The organism is Kaistella rhinocerotis, assembly GCF_030243905.1.
Lineage (GTDB): Bacteria > Bacteroidota > Bacteroidia > Flavobacteriales > Weeksellaceae > Kaistella > Kaistella rhinocerotis.
Map to the genome: position 1 here is coordinate 863888 of NZ_JASSYY010000001.1, position 22723 is coordinate 886610.

General features: G+C 43.2%; 23 protein-coding genes and 1 pseudogene. 11 read left to right on the forward strand and 13 right to left on the reverse strand.

The window, feature by feature from the left end; translation table 11 throughout:
* Positions 1-115 precede the first annotated feature (115 nt).
* Positions 116-652: a DUF2975 domain-containing protein gene (locus tag QEP06_RS04005; RefSeq protein WP_285269161.1), complete on the forward strand. Its 537-nt coding sequence runs from the start codon at positions 116-118 to the stop codon at positions 650-652.
* Between the two features lie 3 nt (positions 653-655).
* Complete coding sequence (locus QEP06_RS04010; protein ID WP_285269162.1) at positions 656-880, forward strand: helix-turn-helix domain-containing protein; 225 nt, start codon at positions 656-658, stop codon at positions 878-880.
* 22 nt (positions 881-902) lie between these two features.
* Here QEP06_RS04010 and QEP06_RS04015 read toward each other — a convergent pair whose 3' ends face one another.
* A complete protein-coding gene (locus QEP06_RS04015; RefSeq protein ID WP_285269163.1) occupies positions 903-1673 on the reverse strand; it encodes a glycosyltransferase family 32 protein in 771 nt (256 codons plus the stop codon).
* A gap of 113 nt (positions 1674-1786) precedes the next feature.
* Between QEP06_RS04015 and QEP06_RS04020 the strand changes: the two genes are divergently transcribed.
* From QEP06_RS04020 to QEP06_RS04035, 4 genes are all read left to right on the forward strand, one after another.
* A complete protein-coding gene (locus QEP06_RS04020; RefSeq protein ID WP_285269164.1) occupies positions 1787-3160 on the forward strand; it encodes an alpha-amylase family glycosyl hydrolase in 1374 nt (457 codons plus the stop codon).
* 73 nt (positions 3161-3233) lie between these two features.
* Positions 3234-4199 (forward strand): 23S rRNA (adenine(1618)-N(6))-methyltransferase RlmF, encoded by a 966-nt coding sequence (rlmF, locus tag QEP06_RS04025; RefSeq protein ID WP_285269165.1) that lies wholly within the window; start codon positions 3234-3236, stop codon positions 4197-4199.
* Between the two features lie 112 nt (positions 4200-4311).
* Positions 4312-5454 (forward strand): vWA domain-containing protein, encoded by a 1143-nt coding sequence (locus QEP06_RS04030; RefSeq protein WP_285269166.1) that lies wholly within the window; start codon positions 4312-4314, stop codon positions 5452-5454.
* Between the two features lie 140 nt (positions 5455-5594).
* Positions 5595-7049: a sigma 54-interacting transcriptional regulator gene (locus QEP06_RS04035; protein ID WP_285269167.1), complete on the forward strand. Its 1455-nt coding sequence runs from the start codon at positions 5595-5597 to the stop codon at positions 7047-7049.
* A 55-nt stretch (positions 7050-7104) separates the two neighbouring features.
* On the opposite strand, the gene QEP06_RS04040 is transcribed toward QEP06_RS04035, so the two are convergent.
* The gene (locus tag QEP06_RS04040) at positions 7105-7551 is read right to left on the reverse strand and encodes a KTSC domain-containing protein (protein WP_285269168.1); all 447 of its coding nucleotides are present in this window, start codon (positions 7549-7551) and stop codon (positions 7105-7107) included.
* 444 nt (positions 7552-7995) lie between these two features.
* Between QEP06_RS04040 and tyrS the strand changes: the two genes are divergently transcribed.
* From tyrS to QEP06_RS04060, 4 genes are all read left to right on the forward strand, one after another.
* On the forward strand, positions 7996-9291 hold the full coding sequence (gene tyrS / locus QEP06_RS04045) for a tyrosine--tRNA ligase (RefSeq protein WP_285269169.1): 1296 nt from the start codon (positions 7996-7998) through the stop codon (positions 9289-9291).
* A gap of 125 nt (positions 9292-9416) precedes the next feature.
* Positions 9417-10169: an acyl-CoA desaturase gene (locus tag QEP06_RS04050; protein ID WP_285269170.1), complete on the forward strand. Its 753-nt coding sequence runs from the start codon at positions 9417-9419 to the stop codon at positions 10167-10169.
* Between the two features lie 293 nt (positions 10170-10462).
* Positions 10463-11101, forward strand: a complete 639-nt coding sequence (locus QEP06_RS04055; RefSeq protein WP_251832930.1) for an alpha/beta hydrolase — start codon at positions 10463-10465, stop codon at positions 11099-11101.
* A 13-nt stretch (positions 11102-11114) separates the two neighbouring features.
* Positions 11115-11960 carry an alpha/beta hydrolase gene (locus tag QEP06_RS04060; protein ID WP_285269171.1) on the forward strand — a complete coding sequence of 282 codons (846 nt, stop codon included), beginning with the start codon at positions 11115-11117 and terminating at the stop codon, positions 11958-11960.
* Positions 11961-11967: 7 nt separating this feature from the next.
* On the opposite strand, the gene purE is transcribed toward QEP06_RS04060, so the two are convergent.
* The 10 genes from purE to QEP06_RS04110 form a co-directional block, all read right to left on the reverse strand.
* Positions 11968-12471, reverse strand: coding sequence for a 5-(carboxyamino)imidazole ribonucleotide mutase (gene purE / locus QEP06_RS04065; RefSeq protein ID WP_285269172.1), 504 nt, complete (start codon positions 12469-12471; stop codon positions 11968-11970).
* A gap of 223 nt (positions 12472-12694) precedes the next feature.
* Positions 12695-13246 carry a DUF4287 domain-containing protein gene (locus tag QEP06_RS04070; RefSeq protein ID WP_285269173.1) on the reverse strand — a complete coding sequence of 184 codons (552 nt, stop codon included), beginning with the start codon at positions 13244-13246 and terminating at the stop codon, positions 12695-12697.
* A gap of 3 nt (positions 13247-13249) precedes the next feature.
* Positions 13250-13732 carry a YciI family protein gene (locus tag QEP06_RS04075; protein ID WP_285269174.1) on the reverse strand — a complete coding sequence of 161 codons (483 nt, stop codon included), beginning with the start codon at positions 13730-13732 and terminating at the stop codon, positions 13250-13252.
* A gap of 114 nt (positions 13733-13846) precedes the next feature.
* On the reverse strand, positions 13847-16453 hold the full coding sequence (locus QEP06_RS04080) for a cation-translocating P-type ATPase (RefSeq protein ID WP_285269175.1): 2607 nt from the start codon (positions 16451-16453) through the stop codon (positions 13847-13849).
* Between the two features lie 256 nt (positions 16454-16709).
* Positions 16710-17126, reverse strand: a complete 417-nt coding sequence (locus QEP06_RS04085; protein ID WP_285269176.1) for an arsenate reductase ArsC — start codon at positions 17124-17126, stop codon at positions 16710-16712.
* Entirely contained in the window at positions 17123-18157 is a 1035-nt protein-coding gene (arsB, locus tag QEP06_RS04090; protein WP_285269177.1) for an ACR3 family arsenite efflux transporter, read from the reverse strand. Before arsB ends, QEP06_RS04085 begins: the two co-directional genes overlap by 4 nt.
* A gap of 10 nt (positions 18158-18167) precedes the next feature.
* Positions 18168-18641 (reverse strand): DUF6428 family protein, encoded by a 474-nt coding sequence (locus QEP06_RS04095; protein ID WP_285269178.1) that lies wholly within the window; start codon positions 18639-18641, stop codon positions 18168-18170.
* A 47-nt stretch (positions 18642-18688) separates the two neighbouring features.
* Complete coding sequence (locus QEP06_RS04100) at positions 18689-19015, reverse strand: ArsR/SmtB family transcription factor (RefSeq protein ID WP_285269179.1); 327 nt, start codon at positions 19013-19015, stop codon at positions 18689-18691.
* Between the two features lie 113 nt (positions 19016-19128).
* Complete coding sequence (locus tag QEP06_RS04105; RefSeq protein WP_285269180.1) at positions 19129-19980, reverse strand: hypothetical protein; 852 nt, start codon at positions 19978-19980, stop codon at positions 19129-19131.
* A 33-nt stretch (positions 19981-20013) separates the two neighbouring features.
* Positions 20014-20502 carry a hypothetical protein gene (locus QEP06_RS04110; RefSeq protein WP_285269181.1) on the reverse strand — a complete coding sequence of 163 codons (489 nt, stop codon included), beginning with the start codon at positions 20500-20502 and terminating at the stop codon, positions 20014-20016.
* 420 nt (positions 20503-20922) lie between these two features.
* Here QEP06_RS04110 and QEP06_RS11695 point away from each other — a divergent pair.
* Positions 20923-22096: pseudogene (locus tag QEP06_RS11695) on the forward strand (IS3 family transposase).
* Between the two features lie 236 nt (positions 22097-22332).
* Here QEP06_RS11695 and QEP06_RS04130 read toward each other — a convergent pair.
* The gene (locus QEP06_RS04130; protein ID WP_285269183.1) at positions 22333-22605 is read right to left on the reverse strand and encodes a transposase; all 273 of its coding nucleotides are present in this window, start codon (positions 22603-22605) and stop codon (positions 22333-22335) included.
* Positions 22606-22723 lie beyond the last annotated feature (118 nt).

Sequence of the window (22723 nt, forward strand, 5' to 3'; positions counted from 1 at the left end):
CATCTTTCTATTGAAGGATGGATTTCTTTTGTGGTGAAATGTTTGATTTAAATAAATATTTACTGTTTATCAATAATTATTTATTACATTTGAATAAAATTTAAACTTACCAATCATGAAAAACACAGATGATTTCGTATTCAAAGCGCTGCATGTAATTGCCTGGATTATCTTTGTCGGCCTTAGCATCGAGGCCGGCGCACTGCTAGTGACGTTTGCTTTCAGCATATTTAAGCCAGAAACCGTACCTCTACTTTACCAAAAACTGGATCTCAGCCCCATATACGCCCGCAGCCAGATGGCATTTTACAGCATTTACAGTTTAATTCTCTCAGTTGCGGTTCTGAAAGGATTGCTCTTTTATAAACTGATCGAACTTACCACGAAAATGGATTTGAATAAGCCTTTCAAAGACCTCATTTCAAAACAGATCTACACGATCAGCTATTTTACCTTCACCATTGGGATGCTAAGTTACTTCGGTCGTGAAACTGCAAAGCAACTCACCAAACGCGGTTTCGAAATCGCAGGCGTACACGAATTCTGGGTAGACAGCCAGGCTTTTATACTGATGGCAGCGGTGATTTACGTCATCGCCACCATTTTTAAAAGAGGGATTGAACTGCAAAATGAAAACGAACTAACCGTCTGAGCTATGCCGATAATTGTAAACCTCGACGTCATGATGGCCAGGCGCAAAATGTCTTTAAACGAACTTTCGGAAAAAGTGGATTTGACGCTGTCGAATTTGTCGATATTAAAAACCGGCAAGGCAAAAGCCGTACGTTTTTCCACACTGGAAGCCATTTGCAGAGTGCTTGAATGTCAACCTGGCGACTTGTTGGAATTTATTCCGGAGAAAAATGATGTTAGAGACTGAATTTTAGAACGATACAGTTTTCCTAACCCTTCAAATAAGCTTCAATTTTTTCCTTCGGAATTAAATCCAGCACCGCAGTTACATCGATTATTTTATGTTCGTTGATGATGCTCTCGACAGCTTTATTGGCATCCGGGTAATTCACCAAACGCTCAAGAAGTCCATAAACATTCACCATTTTCTTATGTGTGTTTTCTGCATCGCCGCCAAACCAGGATCCGTTGAAATGGTGACTTACATAATTTTTGGGTAAATCCTGCGAGAAATAGACCGACGGAAAAAGTTTCACGCCATGCTTCAGTTCCTGTATGGTGTCGCTGTAGCGGTTGGCGCCATATTCTTTTTCAAGCATTTCAGAAAAAATGTCAGTATTGATACGCTCAAAGAAACCATCCTGGCGGTTGTACCATTCCATAAAATCTTTTGAAAGCTGATGTCCCGGCTCGGCCATCCAAAAGGCGGAATAGGGCACTCCCTTCACTTCGAAGCCGCAGACTGCTTTTTCATTAAGGAATTCACCGAGCGGAAGTTTGAGTTCCATATCAGTATCCATGTAGATTCCGCCATGCTCGTACATCACTTTAGAACGCACATAATCCGAAACAAATGCCCATTTTCCCTGGGCATACGCGTCTTTCACATACTGATTATCACTCAGCGGTGAATTTTGGTCATTCCATTCTACAATTTCGAAATCAGGATGGATGCGTTTCCAGGAGGCGATGCAATGTTCGGCGAGTTCAGATTTTGGCTGTTCACCAAACCAACAGTAATGTATTTTTTTAGGAATCATAAATGATTGAAGATTTGAATTTTAATAACTTTTCAGCAAAGATTGAACCTAAAGTGTCTTATTTCAATTTTTAAATAAGTGCTATTTTTAATGAATTAAAAAATGCGAACCAAATGATACGTGCGCTCATCCTGTTATTCTTTCTCTTTCACTTCACTATGAAATCCCAACAAACCACATCAGCTTATCAACCCAAACCCTACGTCGAAATGAAAAGTCCGGAGTGGGTTAAAAATGCTACACTTTACGAACTGAATATTCGTCAGTTTTCTCCGGAAGGTAGTTTTAAAGCTGTCGAAAAACAACTTCCCCGCCTGAAGAAAATGGGCATCGATATTATTTGGCTGATGCCTATGCAACCCATCGGCGAGGTAAACCGCAAAGGCAGTCTCGGCAGTTACTATTCTGTGAAAGATTATTTGGGCATCAATCCTGAATTCGGTACAGAAGCCGATTTCCGCAGTTTGGTAAAAGCCATCCACGCGCACGGCATGTACGTGATCCTTGATTGGGTGGCGAATCACAGCAGCTGGGATAATGAATTGGTTAAAAAACATCCGGAATGGTACACGAAATCCCGTGACGGCAAATTCCAGTCCACGCCGTGGCGGGATTATGATGATATCATCGACTTTGATTACAGCCAGCCTGGTTTGCGGAAATACATGACGGATGCTTTAAAGTTTTGGGTGAAAGAATATGACATTGACGGTTATCGATGTGACGTAGCCAGTTTTGTCCCTATCGATTTCTGGGAAAATGTGCGCACAGAACTTGACGCTATAAAACCTGTTTTTATGCTGGCCGAAGCGGAAGATAAAGAACTTCACCGCAAGGCGTTTGACGCAACTTACAACTGGACATTGTGGAACATCCTTCATCAAATTGCCACAAGCGGTAAAAGTGTAAAGTCCCTCGGTGAAGCCTACATCGCAGAACATGTCTCTATCTTTCCAAAAGAAGGAATCCGAATGAATTTCATCGACAATCACGACAAAAATTCGTGGGAAGGAACTCAATACACCAATTTCGGTGCTGCTTTGAATGCGTCTATTGTATTTTCTGCCTTAATGGACGGCATGCCGCTTGTTTACAGCGGACAGGAAGCCGGACTAGACCGCCCGCTGAAATTTTTCGAACGCGATCCCATCGATTGGAAAGAACATGAAATCGCGAAACTTTATACGGCACTTTTCGCTTTAAAGCATAAAAACCAGGCACTCTGGAACGGCAAGCATGGCGGTGAAATGGTCAGGTTGATGAATGATAAGATGGATCAGGTCATTTCGTTTGTCCGCGAAAAAAACAGTGATAAAGTCATTGCATTCCTGAATTTAAGCAAAGACGAAGTGCAGGTAAATATCGACACGCATTTCGATGAAGGCACGTATACGAATCTCTTTAGCGGAAAAAAACAGAAAATCCCAAATACTACATCCTTAAAGCTGGCGCCATGGGAGTATGTGGTGCTGCATAACTCGAAATAAGCTAATCAACATTGGAGAAAAGAAACGCTTTCCCGTTTATTTTGCCGCATCTTTGCCTATTAAATATTTAAAAATGTCCGCTAACAAAAATACGCCTGAGAAAACACGTCTTCACCCACGAAACAAAAACCGCGAACCTTATGATCTGAAGGCACTTATCGCTACTGAACCGGATTTGGCCCTGCACATCAAACCCAACAAACACGGCATAGATTCTGTCGACTTCGCCAATCCACGAGCGGTAAAACTGCTCAACAAGGCCATTTTGAACCAATATTACGGCATAAAAAGCTGGCATTTTCCGGATGAGAATCTTTGCCCGCCAATTCCGGGTCGTGCAGATTATCTGCATCAGATGGCAGATTTGCTTACACAAAGCAATTTCGGCACACCTCCAAATGCGGCAAACATTACCGTTCTCGATGTAGGCGTTGGCGCCAGCTGCATTTATCCTATTCTTGGAATCGCCGAATATGGCTGGAGCTTCATTGGCTCGGACATTGATCCAAAATCGGTTGAATCTGCACAGGACAATATCGCGGCGAATGATCAACTGAAAGACAAAGCCGAAATCAGGCTTCAGAATGATGCAAAAAACATCTTTAAAGGAGTCATCAATCAAAATGAGCATATTGATTTCACCATGTGCAATCCGCCCTTTCACGCGTTGGCCGAAGATGCAGAGAAAGGCACACAGCGGAAAATCCGCAATCTCACCGGTAAAACAACGGTAAAAACCGAACTGAATTTTTCGGGAGTAAATACCGAGCTGATTTATCCCGGTGGTGAGATCGCATTCATCCGCAACATGATTTCGGAAAGCAAAGATTTCGGCAAGAACTGTTTTTGGTTTTCGACTTTAATTTCAAAAGAATCAAACCTTAAAAAAATCTATAAACTGCTCGGCGAAGCGGAGATTTTCCATGTGAAGACAATTCCGATGGGCACGGGAAACAAATCGAGCCGAATTATCGCCTGGACTTTCCTCGATAAGAATGAGCAAAAAAGCTGGAGAGAAAACAGGTGGCGCGAGAAATAAAAACATTTTTTCATTTTATTCAAACCTTATCAGGCTGATTAGAATAATCTATTTTGCCACCACACCTTTGGCTTGAAATTTCCATAACTTGTCGCTGCAAACTGCAGGAAATATGAGTGACGGATTAATAAATTTCAGACAGGGTTTCACTTTCAAAAAACATACACCGGAAGACATTTCGCCTTTCGACCGTATTTTTGATGTCTTCAAAGATCTTTTGACGCACACTTCCGGCGATCTGGATGAAGCTTTCGAGTGGCTTGAAATGCTCGATAAGGAATATGACATTTTTAATGAAGATTATTCGCTTGAAGATTTCATTGAAGACCTGAAAAAACGCGGCTACATTAAAGAAGAAAAAGACTCAGAAGACGGCAACACAGGCGAAGGAAAAGGTAAAAACTTGCTGACGCCAAAGCTTGAGAAGGCCTTGCGCGAATTTGCGCTCGATCAGATTTTTGGCAAACTCAAAAAAACCGGCATCGGCAATCACCGCACTTCCAAAACCGGAATTGGCGACGAACGTGACGGCGAAAACAGAAACTTCCAGTTTGGCGACGACCTAACCGCTGTGAACATGACTGAAAGTCTGAAAAATGCGCAGATAAATAACGGAATCAGTGACTTGCGCATGACCGAAGACGATTTGATCGTGGAGGAAACCCGCCACAAAGCGCAGATGAGCACCGTGTTGATGATTGACATCAGCCACTCGATGATTTTATACGGCGAAGACCGCATCACGCCTGCAAAAAAAGTTGCGATGGCCCTTGTAGAACTCATCAAGCGGAAATATCCGAAAGATTCAATTGATATTATCGTGTTCGGGAATGAAGCCTGGCCGATTAAAATCAAAGACCTACCCTATCTGCAGGTTGGGCCCTATCACACCAATACGGTAGCCGGACTGGAACTCGCGATGGATATTTTGCGGCGCAAGCGGAACACAAATAAACAGATTTTCATGATAACGGACGGCAAACCGAGCTGCATCAAACTGCCTACCGGCGAATTTTACATGAATAGTGTCGGATTAGACGAGATGATTGTCGCCCAATGTCTGAACAAAGCCGCGCAGGCACGGAAACTGAAGATTCCTATCACTACATTTATGATCGCGCAGGATCCTTATCTCCTACGGTTTGTGGAAGCTTTCACGGCGCAGAACAAAGGAAAAGCTTTCCTCACCGGACTTTCAAATCTTGGCGAAATGATTTTCGAGGATTACGAAAGGAACCGGATCAGGAGAATATAGAAAATAGATGCTAGATGCTAGATGTTAGAAGCTAGAAGGTACATTTTACATTTTACATTTTACAGCGTACATCGTACATTGTACATCGTACATTTTACAAACTACCCTTCTGCGAAAAAAAATAAACATATTAAAAAAACATGGTAAACGATACTACATTTAAAGAACTTAAAGAATCCGGCTATACACACAAGAGCATTTCGGAAGAAATTCAGCAAAACCTGATTGCTAAGATCAAAGCCAAAGAACCGGTTTTCGAAGGGCTTTGGGGCTATGAAGACACGGTGATTCCTCAACTAAAGAAAGCATTACTCGCAGGGCACCACATCAATCTGCTTGGCCTCCGCGGACAGGCAAAAACCCGTATCGCGCGCAGCATGGTGAGTCTGTTGGATGAATACATGCCCATTGTAAAAGGTTCCGAAATCAATGACAGTCCCTTTCAGCCGATCTCCAAATATGCGCGTGACCTGATTGCAGAAAAAGGTGATGACACACCCATTTCGTGGGTTCACCGCAATGACAGGTTTTTTGAAAAACTCGCTACACCGGACGTTAATGTAGCCGACCTGATCGGTGATATCGATCCGATAAAAGCAGCTACGCTCAAACTTCCTTATTCCGATGAGCGTGTATTACATTACGGTATGATTCCGCGTGCTAACCGCTGTATTTTCGTATTGAATGAGCTGCCCGATTTGCAGGCCAGGATCCAGGTTTCCCTGTTTAATATTTTGCAGGAAGGCGACATTCAGATCCGCGGATTTCAGCTGAGGATGCCGCTTGACATCCAGTTCGTTTTCACCGCGAATCCTGAAGATTACACCAACCGTGGCAGCATCGTGACGCCGCTGAAGGATAGAATCGGTTCGCAGATTTTCACTCACTATCCGAAAACCATTCCGCTCGCCCGCCAGATCACCGAGCAGGAAGCCAACATTTCAGCAGATGACAAATCGCGCATTTCAGTTCCGGATATGGCTAAAAACCTGCTCGAAGCAATCGCGTTTTCCGCGCGTGAAAGCGAATTTGTAGATGCGAAAAGCGGCGTGAGTGCACGGCTTACCATCAGTGCGATGGAAAATCTGGTCGCGGCGGCGAAACTCAGGTTGTTAGAGACCGATTCGGAGAAAACTTCGGTGCGTCTTATGGATTTTATGTCCGTGATTCCGTCGATTACCGGCAAGATTGAACTTGTATACGAAGGTGAACAGGAAGGCGCTGACCACGTGGCGAAGTTACTTATCGATCACGCAGTGATGACACAGTTCGAACAGATTTTCCCGCGAATTCCAAAACTCGAGAAAGAAAGCATCCGGACGCCGTACACCGATCTGATCCGGTGGTTCGATGAAAACCAGCTCGAGCTCAATTATAACGACAGTGATGATGATTTCAACACCAAATTGAATGAAGTAAAACCGCTGGATGTGCTGATTGATGAAAACACCAGCGACCTTGCTGCGGGCGACCGCATTTTCTGCAAAGAACTAATTTTGTGGGCACTAGCAGCCAATAAAAAACTGGACAAAACCCAGACAGAAAACAAATACACTTTCGACTCTGCCGGGATCGGAAAATATTTCAGCAAGTAACACGGCCTTAAAAAAGAAATGCCCCGCAGATGCGGGGCATTTCTTTGTTTGTATCTTAATCAACCATCGCTTCGCCGGCCTTGCGGTAGGTGAAGTTTCCGTAAATATGGCGTCGCGCAAAACGGCTTGGCGAATCTGCGTTCACCATTTTAATGTAGGTATTCCGCGGCACGCCGATGTATTCGAACATTTTACCGTTCAGATGTTGGATTTTGAGGATCTGCTTTTCATAATCGAAATCCTGAATATTCGATTTGGTCGTGGTTTCCGTGTATTCTTCCTTATATTTCTCTTGTGTCTCGGGGTTAATGCTGACGAGGAAATGATACGCCTCAATCACCGATTTGCTTTTCTCCTCCGCTTCCAGCTTTCCGGCTTCATCATTCACAAATTTGTCGGGATGTGCGTCCTTCATGGTGTTGCGGTAGACGGTTTTCAGCTCTTTCAGCGTTGCGGTTTTGTCAACGCCAAGAAGTTTTCTGTGTTCGCCAATTCTTTTCATATATTGTTCTGTTGTTTGGTTTAACTATCGTAAATTCAACGGTTAACGCTCCCGACCTGAATTTCGGGGTGCAAAATTAGGCTTTTAAAATTTAAGGCCCATTTTTTAATTTTTGGGCACCGTGAACTGCGTTCGTAAACTTCAAATAAAGCATTCGCTTTGTTTTCGTGTATGCCCGCCGTTCCCGCTTCCGCCGTGCCGGCGGAGTGCTCCACTCATTTCGGGGAGCAGTTCCGCGGCAAAAACACAGATCGCGATAAAAATAAGTTTCAGTAATAACAAACTGCGGAGACCGCGCGAAAACCTAGCCCGGATCGAAGCGGCATCCTTTTTTGGTGGCTGAGGCCGCCGAAGCCACCAAGAAAGATACAGCGGAGAGCCGGATAAAGCTCCTGAAAAAATTAACCAAAAACCCTATCTTTGCGGCTTAAAATTTTACTGAAAATGAATCCCTTTATTGAAGAACTGAAATGGCGCGGTCTGTACGCAGACATGATGCCCGGAACCGATGAACAGCTGAACAAAGAATTGACAACAGCCTATATCGGGTTTGATCCTACGGCAGATTCGCTTCATATCGGGAGTTTGGTTCAGATAAAAATACTGGCGCATTTTCAGCAGCACGGGCACAAACCCATCGCGCTTGTAGGCGGTGCAACCGGAATGATCGGCGATCCCTCGGGAAAATCAACCGAAAGAAACGCGCTCGACGAAGAAACCCTCAATCATTATGTTTCCTGTCTTAAAGGCCAGCTTACGAAGTTCCTGAAGTTTGACGGCAGCGAAGCCAACAGCGCGGAACTCGTAAACAATTACGATTGGATGAAAGATTTCTCTTTCCTCGAATTCATCCGCGATATCGGCAAAAACATCACCGTAAATTACATGATGGCCAAAGAATCGGTGAAGAAAAGGATCACGGGTGAAGGCGGTGCAGAAGGCATGAGTTTTACCGAATTCAGTTACCAGCTATTGCAGGGTTACGATTTCCTGCATCTTTACCGTGCGAAAAACGTGAAACTGCAGATGGGCGGCAGCGACCAGTGGGGAAATATCACAACGGGAACTGAACTGATCCGCAGGAAAGCGCAGGGCGAAGCATTTGCCTTAACCGTGCCGTTGATTACAAAAGCCGACGGCTCGAAATTCGGCAAATCTGAAAGCGGCGAAAACTACTGGCTCGACCCGAAAAAAACATCTCCGTACAAGTTCTACCAATTTTGGGTAAACGCGACTGACGAAGATGCGGAGCGTTTTATTAAATTTTACACCTTCCTGACTAAAGAAGAAATCGAAACGTTAATCGCAGAACATAAAACGGCACCGCACGAGCGTAAACTGCAGAAAAAACTGGCCGAAGAAGTAACCGTTTGGGTTCATAACCGCGAAGAATTTGAAAAAGCCGTGAAGGCTTCAGAAATCCTTTTTGGACGCTCCACAGCTGAAAATTTGGTGAATCTGGATGAAGCAACATTCCTGGAGGTCTTTGAAGGTGTTCCACAGAAGGAAATCGCGAAAATAGAAGTGCTGGAAGGCGGTGTGATTGATCTGATATCAGAAAAATCCGGTTTTCTTAAATCAAAGGGCGAGGCGAGACGAGAGCTTCAAAGCAACTCGATATCCATAAATAAAGAAAAAATAAACGACACTTTTCAGATAAAGGAATCTGATCTGATCGACGGCAAGTTCCTGTTGCTTCAAAAAGGAAAGAAAAATTACTTCATCGTAAAGGCTGTTTAAACTACAACAATCCGGCTCCAAGCCGGATTTTTTGTTATTACTAGCATATAGTTTCAGGCCTATAGCCACACTTGTAAACAGCTGTTTAACTTTTAAAGTTGTAATTTTACACCTAATTTATTTTAATGGCAGTTATCATTTTCATCATTGTGCTCTGGTATTCAGGGCTTTTTTTCCAGACTTTTTTTCTGCACCGCTACGCAGCGCACCAAACTTTCAGAATGTCGAAATTCGGCGAAAAACTGTGTTATGTACTGACGTGGTTTACACAGGGATCCAACTATCTTTCAGCTTACGGGTACGGCGTAATGCACCGCATGCACCATGCCTACGCAGATACCGAGAAAGATCCGCATTCACCTAAGTATGACCACAACCTGTTCACCATGATGTGGCGCACAAAAAGCATTTACCAGCAGATCAACAAGCAAAAGGTAATCATCGAAGAGAAATTTACCAAGAATGTTCCGCAGTGGGAATCTTTTGATAAGTTTGCGAGTTCATGGGGTTCCAGAATTGGCTGGGCAATCGCGTACACGGCGTTTTTCTACTTTTTCGCCACGGCGTGGTGGCAGTGGATCCTGCTTCCGGTTGCTTACATGATGGCACCGATTCATGGTGTGATTATCAACTGGTTTGGGCATATCTACGGTTATGTAAATTTTAAAGTTTCAGATACTTCAAAAAACCTGTTCCGTTTTGATTGGCTGATGATGGGCGAAGGCTATCACAACAACCATCACAAATACGGTGGAAGAGCGAATTTTGGGGGCGTAAGATGGCATGAGATCGACGTTACATATCTGATCATGTTGCTTTTAGACAAAATGAAACTGATCAAACTGAAGCCGGTCGCGGTGGTAAAAAGGGAAGTTTAAAACATTAAACCGGATTTTAGATCCGGTTTTTTTTTGTTTTTAAATTCAGGACAAAGTAATAACGCTTCAAAAACTTCAGAAAACATCCAGGTAAAACATCAAAATACTGTGCATGAGAAACTACAGAAAGTGATACTCGGCAATCACTGACAAAAATCTGTGAAATCCGTGAAATCTGTGCCTTCAAAATCAGCTTTGCGCGATCTTCTCTTATTTTCGTGAAATCTGTGCGTTCCCAGCTACCGTTTGCACCCTTCGCGAGCCTGACCCGGAAAATTGCAATATATTTGCGTATGGAATTACAATATCTCGTTCGTGAGCCCGAAACAATCACGCCTTCTACTACCCTACTTGTCCTGCTTCACGGTTACGGAAGCAATGAAGAAGACCTTTTTTCATTTGCGCCCACAATTCCGGAAGACTGGCTCATCGTCAGCTTCCGTGCGCCCCACAACTCGCATTATGGTGGCTATTCGTGGTATGATATTGACCTGATGAATGTGGAAAACCGCGTAGATGTACCGCAGGCGAGGCAATCATTAGAAAATATTTTGGCCAATATCATGAGTGTCAGCAACCGGTACGGTCTTACGGACAACCAGACGCACCTCATCGGCTTTTCACAGGGCGGCATCATATCTTATGCACTCGCGCTAGAATATCCTGAGTTGTTTAACAAAGTGGCCTGTCTCAGCGCATATCCCGAAGAAAAGATAATGCCCAACATGGTGAAAGACAAGAAGAAGCTCGAGCATTTGCGCTTCTTCATTTCACACGGAACTGATGATGCAACAGTGCCGCTCGAATGGGGCCGGAAAGCCGCGGATCTGTTATACGACCTTAGCTGTTTTTTCAGTTTTCGCGAATACATGAACGGACACGGCGTTAACCAGAAAAACTACATGGACCTGATGGACTTTTTGCGTAAATAAATTTATTAACCAAATGAAAAGGCTTTCGATTTTACTTCTGTTGCTTTCCATCCAGATTCAGGTCCACGGACAGGCAGCAGGTTCAGAACCCGAAAAACAGAGTACGCGGTCGGCTAATGTGAAAATTTTAAGTGTAAACTTTTCGGCACCGCAGCTAAACACAACCCGGCGAATCTGGATTTACCTTCCGCCCGATTACGTTTCATCCCGAAAAAAATATCCGGTCCTGTATATGCATGACGGCCAAAATCTGTTTGACGACAAAACTTCGTTTGCCGGAGAATGGCAGATAGACGAGGCGCTTGATAAAATTTACGGAGAAACCGGAAAATCGGCAATTGTCGTTGGCATCGATAATGGCGGCGAAAAGCGGATGGATGAACTTTCACCATTCAAAAACGAAAAATACGGTGGCGGAAGCGGCGAAGAATATATGCGGTTCATTGTGGAAACATTAAAGCCATATATCGACAGCAATTTCCAAACGAAACCTGCTGCGCGGCATACCACATTGGGTGGAAGCTCGCTTGGCGCGCTTATTTCGGTGTATGGCGGCGTAAAACACCCCGAAACTTTCGGAAACATACTGGCGTTCAGCAATGCATTTTGGTTTAATGGGGCTGAACTTGAAAATTTCATCAAAGATTCCAAACAAAATTTAAGGCACCAAAAGTATTATTTTGTGCAGGGTAAGAACGAATCTGCTGAAATGGTGGCGCAGACGCAGATAATAATCGACGCGCTGAAATCTAGGAGTGTGAAGGCAAAAAACATCTATAACCGTTCAGACGAGGACGGTAAACACAACGAAAGGTACTGGCGGCGCGAGTTTCCGGCAGCTTTTCTCTGGCTTAAATAATTGATTTTTAATTGTCGAAAGCGTTTGGATGGCTGTTTTTTATTTCATCCACCGTACCCAAAACTTTTTGCTCTAAAGAATCCTGGTACTGCTGCAATTTATCGGCAACACCGTGGTCAAAAGTACCGAGTATTTTCGCGGCTAGAATCCCGGCATTCGCAGCGCCGTTCAGTGCTACAGTTGCTACAGGAATCCCCGACGGCATTTGCAAAATAGACAAAACGGAATCCCAGCCGTCGATGGAATTTGAGGATAAAATCGGTACACCAATCACCGGCAATGTCGTACAGCTTGCGACCATTCCCGGCAAGTGTGCGGCACCACCTGCTCCGGCGATGATCACGCTGATCCCACGGTTTTTCGCGGTTTCGGCATACTCCAGCATGCGTTTTGGCGTGCGGTGCGCGGAAACCACCGTAAGTTCGTACGGAATGTCAAGCGATTTCAGGAAATCAGCTGCCTGCTCCATAATTTTCAGGTCGCTTTGGCTCCCCATAATGATTCCGACCATTGGTGTTGATGTTTTAATAATTATATCAGGCTAAAGATAAGGGTTTTCACAGAATTTTAAAGAGAAAATGCCGCTGACGCTCGCGATTTTACTGCACTTGCCATCCACAATCCGGACAGAGAAACCCCTTGAAATTTGCGCGCCGAGTCTTCCTTAAAATGTTTTCGGTAAGATTGAAATGAAGTAGAACAACGATCTGCAATTGGCGTAATGATAAAATCTTTCAGCCGGCAGCGTCATATGCCTTTTTAAGCCAGCCGATTACTTCCTCGTCAATATCCTGCAGACCGGAAATGCTTAATTTATGCGAACACATTGCGTTGGGTTTTTCAGTTTCCAGTTTTCCGGTCGTCTCCTGTCCTTTCAGGTTGAGGCCAATTTCGAAGCGAGTCTTTGTGGCAGGGTTCAGAATTGCGAACTGTTTCTTCCGCCTCAAACTTACATAAGCATTTTTTGGCGCAACCTCGATGTCGTTGCCGAATGTTTTAATCTCCGACAGAAGTCTGTCGTAAACCGGTTTGAAATGTTCTTTTCCGCCGTATTGCCTGGTGATCAGTTCATCCTGATTTTCGGCCGAACCGGCATCAGTTTCTTTGGCTTTATGCGCCACAAGATTTGCAAATCCGTGCGTGAAAGCGTGATTTTCTTTGAGATATTTAATGATTTCGCCGTGCTTCGCGATGTTTTGAGCCTTTACAGTCTCAATCCACTGCGCCAACGTTTTGCCTGTATTTTTATACAGGTTTTCGATCATCGTTTGTGTAGCTTTATCCATGGCTCAAGGTTTTGACTTCCATATTTTATCGGAAAAAGGCAAATACTCAGGGAGTGCGGCAGAGCCGTACCATGGGAAAATTTCGTAGTCCAACAGTCCGTTTTTTACTGCCGGATCGGTTTGTAACAATTGCGTCGCCTCTTCCTGCGTCTTTAAATTATTTAAAATAAAAATACCTCTGTAATTTTTTTCATTTTTACCGAAAGGTCCAGCCACAACTAATTTGCCATCTGCCACGAGGCGGTTGATGTTCGTCATGTGGCCTTTGAAACTTTCAGCAACAAGCGCTTTATCCGCGGATGTGTTGGCGCCAGTTTTCAGAATAACCATGAAGTAATTTTTCATTCCATAATCGTCCGCGCCCATTCTCTTGGCTAATTCATTGTCGTAATTGGGGTTTGTACCCAGACTCGTTCTATCTTTTTCAGACTGCCCAAAAATGAGGGAAGCAGTTGCAAGGAAAGTAAAAATCAATACAGCTTTCATTTTATAATATATTTTATATGTTTCCGGTTACCGCTAGCTGGGAAAACCGCTTTGCCAATCATTAAAAATACAAAGATATCCTGGAATCAGTTACCTGTTTCACCGCTGGATTTTTTAATTCTGCAGATTCAAATGCTCTGTTTCTGATATTTTTCCGGTCGCTCTTTTGCTTAACTTAAGACTGGAAAATTTGCCTTTGGTTTGTGAAGGCGCATCTTCAATGGAACTTCTCCGCTTCATCCATTTGTAGATTTCAAACCACAGAACGGAAACCGCGGCTACCAGAAATGCAGTCAGCAATTCCCCCAAAGACAATTCAACCAATCGGAAAAACGCCGCAAAAGAAGGAATGTAAAGTATGGCAGCCAGCAACAGTAAAGTAACACTGATGACGATCGGGAAGAGATTGTTCCTGTATTTCAGTGTCTCAAAAATACTGTGTTTGAATGACCGGTTCGTTAAACTCAACAAAATGTTTGCAAATATCAGCGTCGTAAAAACAATTGCGCGTGTGGTAGCTTCGTCACCACCCTGCTGCACCGTAAACTGATAGATAACAAGAATTCCGGCGGTAATCATTAAACCCTGTATGATGCTGATGCTCAATTCCTTCCAGTTCAGGAAAGTATCGGTCATTCGGCGGGGATTCTGTTTCATTATTTCTTTTTCCATCGGCTCATTCTCGTACACGATGGAACAGGTAGGACCCATTATCAGTTCAAGGAAAATGACATGAACAGGCGTGAAGATTTGCGGATAAATCCATCCTAAAAACAGTGGCAAAGAAACCGTAAGGATAATCGGTATGTGAATGGAGATGATGTATTGAATGGCTTTTTTTATGTTGCTGTAAATCCTTCTGCCCGCCGCAATGCCGGTCACCAGTTTATTAAGGTCGTCGTTGATAATGACCAGGGAAGCGGCGGCCTTCGCAATTTCGGTTCCTTTGTTTCCCATCGCCACACCAATATGAGCGGCTTTAAGTGCCGGCGCATCGTTCACGCCGTCGCCCAGCATGGCCACTACTTCGTCATCTTTTTTTAAAGCATTGACCATCTTCAGTTTGGCTTCCGGAAACATCCGTGTAAAAAGCGTGGTTTTCCTGGAAAGTTCAGTAAGTTCCTGTTCACTATGATCTACGATTTCCGCGCCATTCACTGCGGGTGAACTGTTGATAATTCCGGCTTGCAGCGCAATGGCATTTGTAGTTTCTTCGCTGTCACCGGTAATCACTTTTACCTTGATGCCCGCATCATAGATTTGCCTAAAAACATCCTCAATTCCGGCTTTTGGCGGATCATAAAACACAGTAAAACCTAAAAACTCAAAGTTGAAATCCTGCTGTGTTTCCGGGAAATCATTTCCTTCAAAATGCGATTTGGCTACGCCTAAAAGTCGGTAACCCTGCTTACCGAGTTGTTTAATTTGCGCACGTAACTGTGTTTTCTCGTTTTCCGACAAATTTGACACAGCCAAAAGCGCTTCAGGCGCTCCTTTGGCTGCAATGAGACGTTCTTTGTTTTTATTTTCAAATATGTGCGTCATCATCGGCGGCTTGCCTTCCAGCGGATATTCATGGATCATTCGGAAATTTGGCCGAACATCTGTGTTCTGGGTCTGTTCGTAAATCTTGTGCAGGGATTTTTCCATTGGGTCGAACGGTACAGGCTCACTGCTCCACATCGCAAATTGTATCAGTTCTGCCAGCACAGGATCATTGAACTGGCCGTCCTCATAAAGACGGTGGGTCCGAAAGTCATACAGCGCTTTCAGTTGCATCGAATTTTCGGTGATTGTGCCGGTTTTATCAGTACAGATCACGGTGGTACTTCCCAAAGTTTCCACTACTGTGCTTCGTTTGACGATGATGCCTTCGCGCATGAGTTTCCAGGCTCCCAAAGCCATAAATGTGGTGAATGCAACCGGAATTTCTTCGGGTAAAATAGACATCGCCAACGTAAGACCAACCAGGAGACTTTCGATAATATCACCGCTCTGCCAAAAACTGTAACCCCAAACCATGATGAACACCACGATTCCAATGACTGCCATGCCTTTAACGAATTTGGTGATTTGGGCGTGCAATGGCGACTGATCTTCCTGAATAGACTGAATGGACTCTCCTATCTTACCTAATTCTGTAGAGTCGCCGATATTCTGCACTTCAAAAACAGCCAGTCCCGAAACCACCAGCGTTCCGCTGTACACATTCCTGTCCTCGGTTTCCAGACTTTTAAAAACTGAAAACGTTTCACCAGTCAGCGATGCCTCATTTACCGAAAAATCATTGCTGTGAACAATTTGGCCGTCGGCACTGATCATTTTCCCTTCTTCAATGATGCACAGGTCACCCACCGCGATTTCGTGCGTCGGGATTTGTACTACTTTTGAATCGCGGATGACGGTACTTAAAGGCTCATTGAGTTTTTCAAGCGCTTCCAGCGCTTTCTTGCTGCGGTTGTCCTGATAAAAAGAAATACCGGACACCGCCCCGATGGCCGCGAGCATGAAAGCAGCCTCGCCATAATCTCCCACTATTAGGTAGATAACAGCGACGGCAATAAGCAGCAGCAACATCGGTTCTTTTAAAATATCGAGCAGTAAACTGAGCCAGGAACTTTTTGGGGCCGACTGAATTCTGTTGTAGCCGTATCTCTTCTGCGAAGCCAGAACCTCCTCATTTGAAAGACCGGTCAGGTGTTGGGGAATGTTGTGCGCCATAACTTTAAAAATCAAACAAATTTCACAGCCTATGAAGAGCTTCCTTTACATTAGTGCCTGGCTTCAATACAAAAGCAGCGCGGAATTCTTCTGAAAACATAGTTTCCGCATGTCTAATTTAGCTAAAAGAACCATATAAACCGAAAACAGGACTGATTCTGTAAAAAAGTAAACACGGAGGAAAAAACAGGAACAAAAACCCTGTTTTATACTCTAATTTATTTCACTGAAACAGGTGCAACCGCTTTCGCAGTCTTTATAGATTCTCTTCCATAAACGCTCTACAGTAATCTTTAATCTGTTGTCGAACCTTTGCGAACTGCGCTCTCACCGCTTCGTCAGTACCGGTTGCCTTCGCCGGATCTGGGAAATTATGGTGAAATTTCTGCGCTTCCGATGGGAAGAATGGGCACCGCTCTTTGGCATTGTCGCATACAGTGATTACAAAATCGAAATCGATGTTGCGGTACTCGTCAATGTGGTTTGAGGTGTGGTTCGAAATATCGATTCCGTCCTCTTCCATCGTTGCAATGGCTTTTGGATTCACACCGTGCGTTTCAATCCCTGCACTGAAAACATTGGCTTTCTCTCCTGCAAAATGCCGCAAATATCCCTCCGCGATCTGGCTTCTGCAACTGTTTCCAGTGCAAAGCACCAGTACAGTTTTTTTCATACGCTGTAATATTTTTGTTTTAAAAATAAACTCATCCTAACCAGCAAAATAAGAACCGGCACTTCAATTAAAGGCCCGATGACGCCCACAAATGCCTGCGGAGAATGAATTCCGAACACGGCTATAGCCACGGCGATGGCCAACTCAAAATTATTGCCGGTGGCGGTAAATGCAATGGATGCGTTTTTATCATAAGGCACTTTCAGATAGAGACTGATAAAGAAACTCACGAAAAACATCACCACAAAGTAGATCATCAACGGTATTGCGATTTTCACCACATCCAAGGGCAACTCCAATATCTTATCGCCTTTCAGGCTGAACATCAGTACAATAGTAAACAGAAGCGCGTATAAAGTGATGGGCGAAATCTTTGGAACAAATTTTCGGTTGTACCACTCAATTCCTTTTGATCTTACCAGGAAATAACGGCTGAGAAAACCAGCTAAAAACGGAATACCTAAATAGATCAGAACGCTTTGGGTCACATCTTTCATCGGGACGCGGATATTGAAATTGGCGATTCCGAGCTGGGCCGGCAATACATTAATAAAGAGCCAAACGAAAAAACTGTAGGTTAAGATTTGAAAGACACTGTTCAGTGCCACCAACAATGCAGTGTACTCTCTGTTGGCTTGGGCCAAATCGCTCCAGACGATCACCATTGCGATACATCTGGCCAGGCCGATCAGTATCAGATCCGACATATATTCAGGTTCGTTGCGTAAAAACAAAACGGCCAGCGCAAACATAAGCACCGTGCCGATCACCCAGTTTAAGACGAGTGTAATCCCTATGACTTTCCGGTCTTTCAGCGCATTGGGCAAAAGTGAATAATCTACTTTTGCAAGCGGCGGATACATCATCAGTATCAGCCCGATGGCGAGCGGAATATTGGTTGTACCAACCGTAAAACCGTCCATCACTCCGGCTATATCTGGAAACAGATAACCCAAGCCTACACCGAGTGCTATGGCGAGGAAAATCCATAAAGTCAGGTATCTGTCCAGAAATTTGAGTTTTGGCTGCATCTCCTAAGATTTAGCAACAGCCGCTACCGGGCTCGCACGAATTGCTGTTCACCGCTAATTCCGATAGTTTTTTCTTCATTTTGTTTGCCGGAATTCCGCACGCGTGCTGGGCCAGACAGGCGGTGGTTTTGTTTTTCAGCACGAATGTGTGACCATTGAAATCGAGGTCATATTTACCGATTGTCTGATTTTGGTACTCGACTTCGATTTCCAGATCGTCTTCAATACCCAGTTTATCCTGGGAAAGTTGAATAATGTGAAGGAGTTTTCCGGGCTTTAAGCGGTGTTCAAAGTCATCGGCATTCCACAATTGAAAGTTGACCACTTTTTCGGAGCGGATCACCCCGCCACAATCGATGAAATTTTTATTGATAATGCCCACTTCAGTGACGTGGAAATGCTCGGGAACAAAAGTTCTGTTTTCGAGTTGAAATTCAACACTTTGCAATGTCGGCAAGATCTGTTTTACGTCTGACAGTTTCATCTTATTTAGTTTTAATTATTGTAGTAAGAAATATTCCAGATAATGGATCAGCAGCAGTTCCCTTTTCTGACGGTTTGCAGTATATTCGAAAAATAAGAATTCAGCAGGCTCACAGCATTTTCGTCGATACAATAGCAGATTGAATTACCTTCGATGCTTCCTTTGATGATTCCGGCGTTTTTGAGTTCCTTTAAATGTTGCGATACGGTAGGCTGCGCCAGAGGGAGTTCGTTTACGATGTCGCCGCAGATGCATTGGTTGACCTTCATCAGATATTCGATGATGGCGATTCTTGCGGGATGGCCCAACGCTTTAGCCATTTTGGCAATTTGGTTTTGGCTGTCTGTAAAATGATCTGTCTTTGTGGCTCCCATCGTTCGTGTTTATAATATTGCAATATTACGATATAGTTTAAAACCATGCAAATAAAAATTTAACGGAATTACTTCACCATCGCAACTGAAAATTGCCTTTAATGACGTTTTTCTTATAAATTCTTTACGACTTTAAATTTGTCAGAAATTACTAACTTGTTGTTTTTCCGCGTTAGTATGAAATAATACACATCATTTTCAAAGCCAGTCAACTCCAAATGCATAACATCTCCGATTTTATACATATTCTTTGGCTTGTTTTGAATTTCCTCAATTACGAAATCTATTTTGCACGGGTTGTCAGTGTTTCTCACAACTTTCGAAGCAATATAACTTCCGTCTTCGGCAGTTTCTTTGCTCTTGTTGTCTAAAATAACGACAGATGTCTTTTTGAAAGTAAACGGCGATATGGACTGTAATTCAGTACCGCTAAATTCTGAACATTTCTTCCTTAGATTATTTTCTTCCAGAAACATTTTTATTTTCGGCTTTATGACTATTCTCTTATCCAAATCCGGAAAATTGCTATGAATCATTTTTTCGTCATAACCGGAAGTATCGATAAATTTCCAGGATTTCCCCTTGTCGCCTGAAATTCCTATCATGGTATATTCTCCCAGTACTTTTCCTTTTGGAGTGTCCATTAAAATCACTTGCGTAAATGTAGATTGGAGCTCGTTATTTTTTAAAATGGCATCGTTAAAATCTTTAAAATAAATGTTAACAAACTTAAACCCTTCATTCTCCATTTTTAGAATACTGGCTTTCATATTTTCAATCATCTTCTCTTCATTGCCATTCATCTCAATGATTTTTGGATATACAAATGAGGAAAATCCTTTGTAGTTTTTATTCAGGAATAAAAATTTCATTTTATCCAGGTCACTTTCCATAATTTCCTGAGAAGACTGGCCAAAAACAAAACCCGAAATAAATAATAAAATAATAAAAGCTCTTGATTTCATCACTGTTTATACAAAATGTTTATTGACGGGCGTTTAAATAAATCCATTTGCAAATGCCATATAATAGTTGACACAATGCACTGTAGTGAAAAGCAGAATTTCTTTATTCTCAAAACTGTCAAATTCATTTGAAGTTTCAATATTGAAATCCATGATAAATTTCTTCCATTTGAAATCTGCTTCAATAGCCAACAGTTCCTTTTCATTGGTATCAACAAGCACAAATCTACTTTCCAAGAAACCTTTTAATTGTAGCAGGTATTTTTCCTCACTGTTACTAAAATTGATTATGATTCCTTTCCAGCCCATTTCGAAATCCAGCCATTTTTCGTTGTCCTTTGTCAATTCAATCTTTGAATTCCAGAATCCTGTAGGCTGAAGTTGATAGCTAGAATGGTCTGCTAATACGATCCCAGCTTCAAAAGAATACCATTTTGTATATCTTAACACTCCTATATCGACATTATTCAGAGAAAGGGTGAAGTCTTTCGCATTAACCGAGTTTGCTATGTATTGTCCCATTGTTTGATTCTGGATTTAGTGAATTGACCTTTTTCCTGACGGCCTGCGGTGAAGGTATGAGAGAAGTGGCAGAATTCAAAGCAAAAGGTTTCAGTTTAGTGACACGGTAAGCAAAAGCCCATTTACTCTTAAAACTTTTTACTACATATCCTACTTATAGAGAACTCTTATTGGTGCGAATGAAAATCATGGCAATCGCTGTTGTGATCACTCCCATTACTAAGGCTCCAATTGCACTTTGTATGGCGTAGTTTGGATAATTGAAATTTGCTTCAGCTTCAGCAGCAGTCTTGTAATGACCTAGTTCTACCGAACGTTGATCACATTTGGGAAATACTCAGGTGTTGTGTTGTAAGCTCCCCGGAAAACAGTACGGTTTAAAAGTATAAAATTAATTAACTTTAAATCGTAATTAAGACAATGAAAAAGGGCACATTCAGTCCTGCAAAGATTGCGGGTGTTTTAAAGTAGTTTGCCGGTGGTCGCAGTGCCGAGGAGCTGGCTCGGGAAAACAGCATCAGCACAGCCACTTTGTACAAGTGGCGCCAGAAGTACAATGGCATCGAAGCCAGTGAACTGAAGCGGGTGAAAGAGTTAGAAGAAGAAAACGCACGGCTCAAGCGTATGTACGCAAACCTGGCGATGGAACTTGACGTGGCTAAATATATTATCGAAAAAAAGCTTTAAAGCCTTGTCGGAAACGGGAAATTGTGATGGAGATCCATGAGCTCCGTCCGAAGGATTCCGGCAAGGCTTTACGCGTACTTAAATTAAGCAGAAGCAGTTTTCATTACCGCTCCCTGAAAGATGATTCTACGGTGATGATGGAGCTTGAACAGCTTACACAGAGCATCCGAGAGAAGAGTTCTGGAAGTACTATTACCGGCTGCGCAACCGTGGCAAAAAAATCAATCATAAGCGTCTACACAGGATTTATAAGGAAATGAAACTTCCTTTGCGGCGGAAGGTGAAAAAACGTCTGCCTGCCCGAGTTAAAGCGCCATTGGAAGTACCGACATCCTTTACTCATACCTGGAGCATCGATTTTATGAGCGATGTTCTTTCCAACGGAAGAAAGTTCCGCAGTTTTAATGTGATTGATGATTACAACCGGGAAATCCTTCACATTGAGGCAGATTACAGTTTGAAAAGTTCGCGGGTGATCTGGATACTGAACCATCTGGTGAACCGCTACGGCAAGCCTGAGAAAATACGAATGGATAATGGACCGGAGTTTATAGCAAATATCGCTGAAGTCTGGAGCAGGGTAAATGAGATCAACTTTGCTTATATCCAGCCAGGGAAACCTACACAGAATGCGTACATTGAACGCTTCAACAAAACCTACAGGAATCAGATCCTGGATGCATATATTTTTGAAAGTTTAGATGAAATAAGAAGTGTTACCGAGGAATGGGTAAGGGATTACAATTACGAACGCCCCCATGACTCATTGGGTGGTTTATCCCCTGTGATGTGGAAAAATGGACAGGAAGCCCAGGCAAAAGCCAACACTTTTCCTGCCCGCTTTTCCACATCCAACAACAACAGCAATAAAAAATCTAGAAAAAATTCTACTTTTGAAGTGTACTGAAAATGGGGATCTTACAATATCTTGCTGTAGCCAGTTGGTCATTCTCGGAACGCCTTTCCAAGGGTGGTTCAGAAACGCTTCATCAATCAGGCGCATCAGCTGTAAGTTCAAGCTGCTCTGCGGAACTTTTCTGTAATAATGGGAGCTGCGGGAAATCTGCAACACTTCGCACTGGTTCTTGACGCTAAGTGCATTGGCCTTGTCAATATGAGCTTTACGGGCTCTGCGGGACTGTTTCATGACAAGGCTTTTTTTAAAAAATCGATCTCCATTTTCTGCTGGCCAATCACTTTATAAAGCTTGTCCACATCCTCTTTTTTCTCTTCCGCAGGAGTTTCCTTGCCGAAAACATCGGCACCTTTCTGCAGGAATTCCTTCTTCCAGCTGGAAATCTGGTTGGGATGCAGTTCGTACTTGCGGGCAAGTTCCTGCACGGTGTAACGCTCGCTAAAAGCTTCCACCACTACTTTAAATTTGAATCCTGAATTGAATTTTCTTCGCTGTGACATATCGTAAATTTAATTGTTTTTTTTAACTAAACTTACTGTCCGATTTTCGGGGGTAACTATACAATTAACCACTTCACCCGCCATTGAGCCAAACGCCTGTTATAGCCAGTGGTTCTTG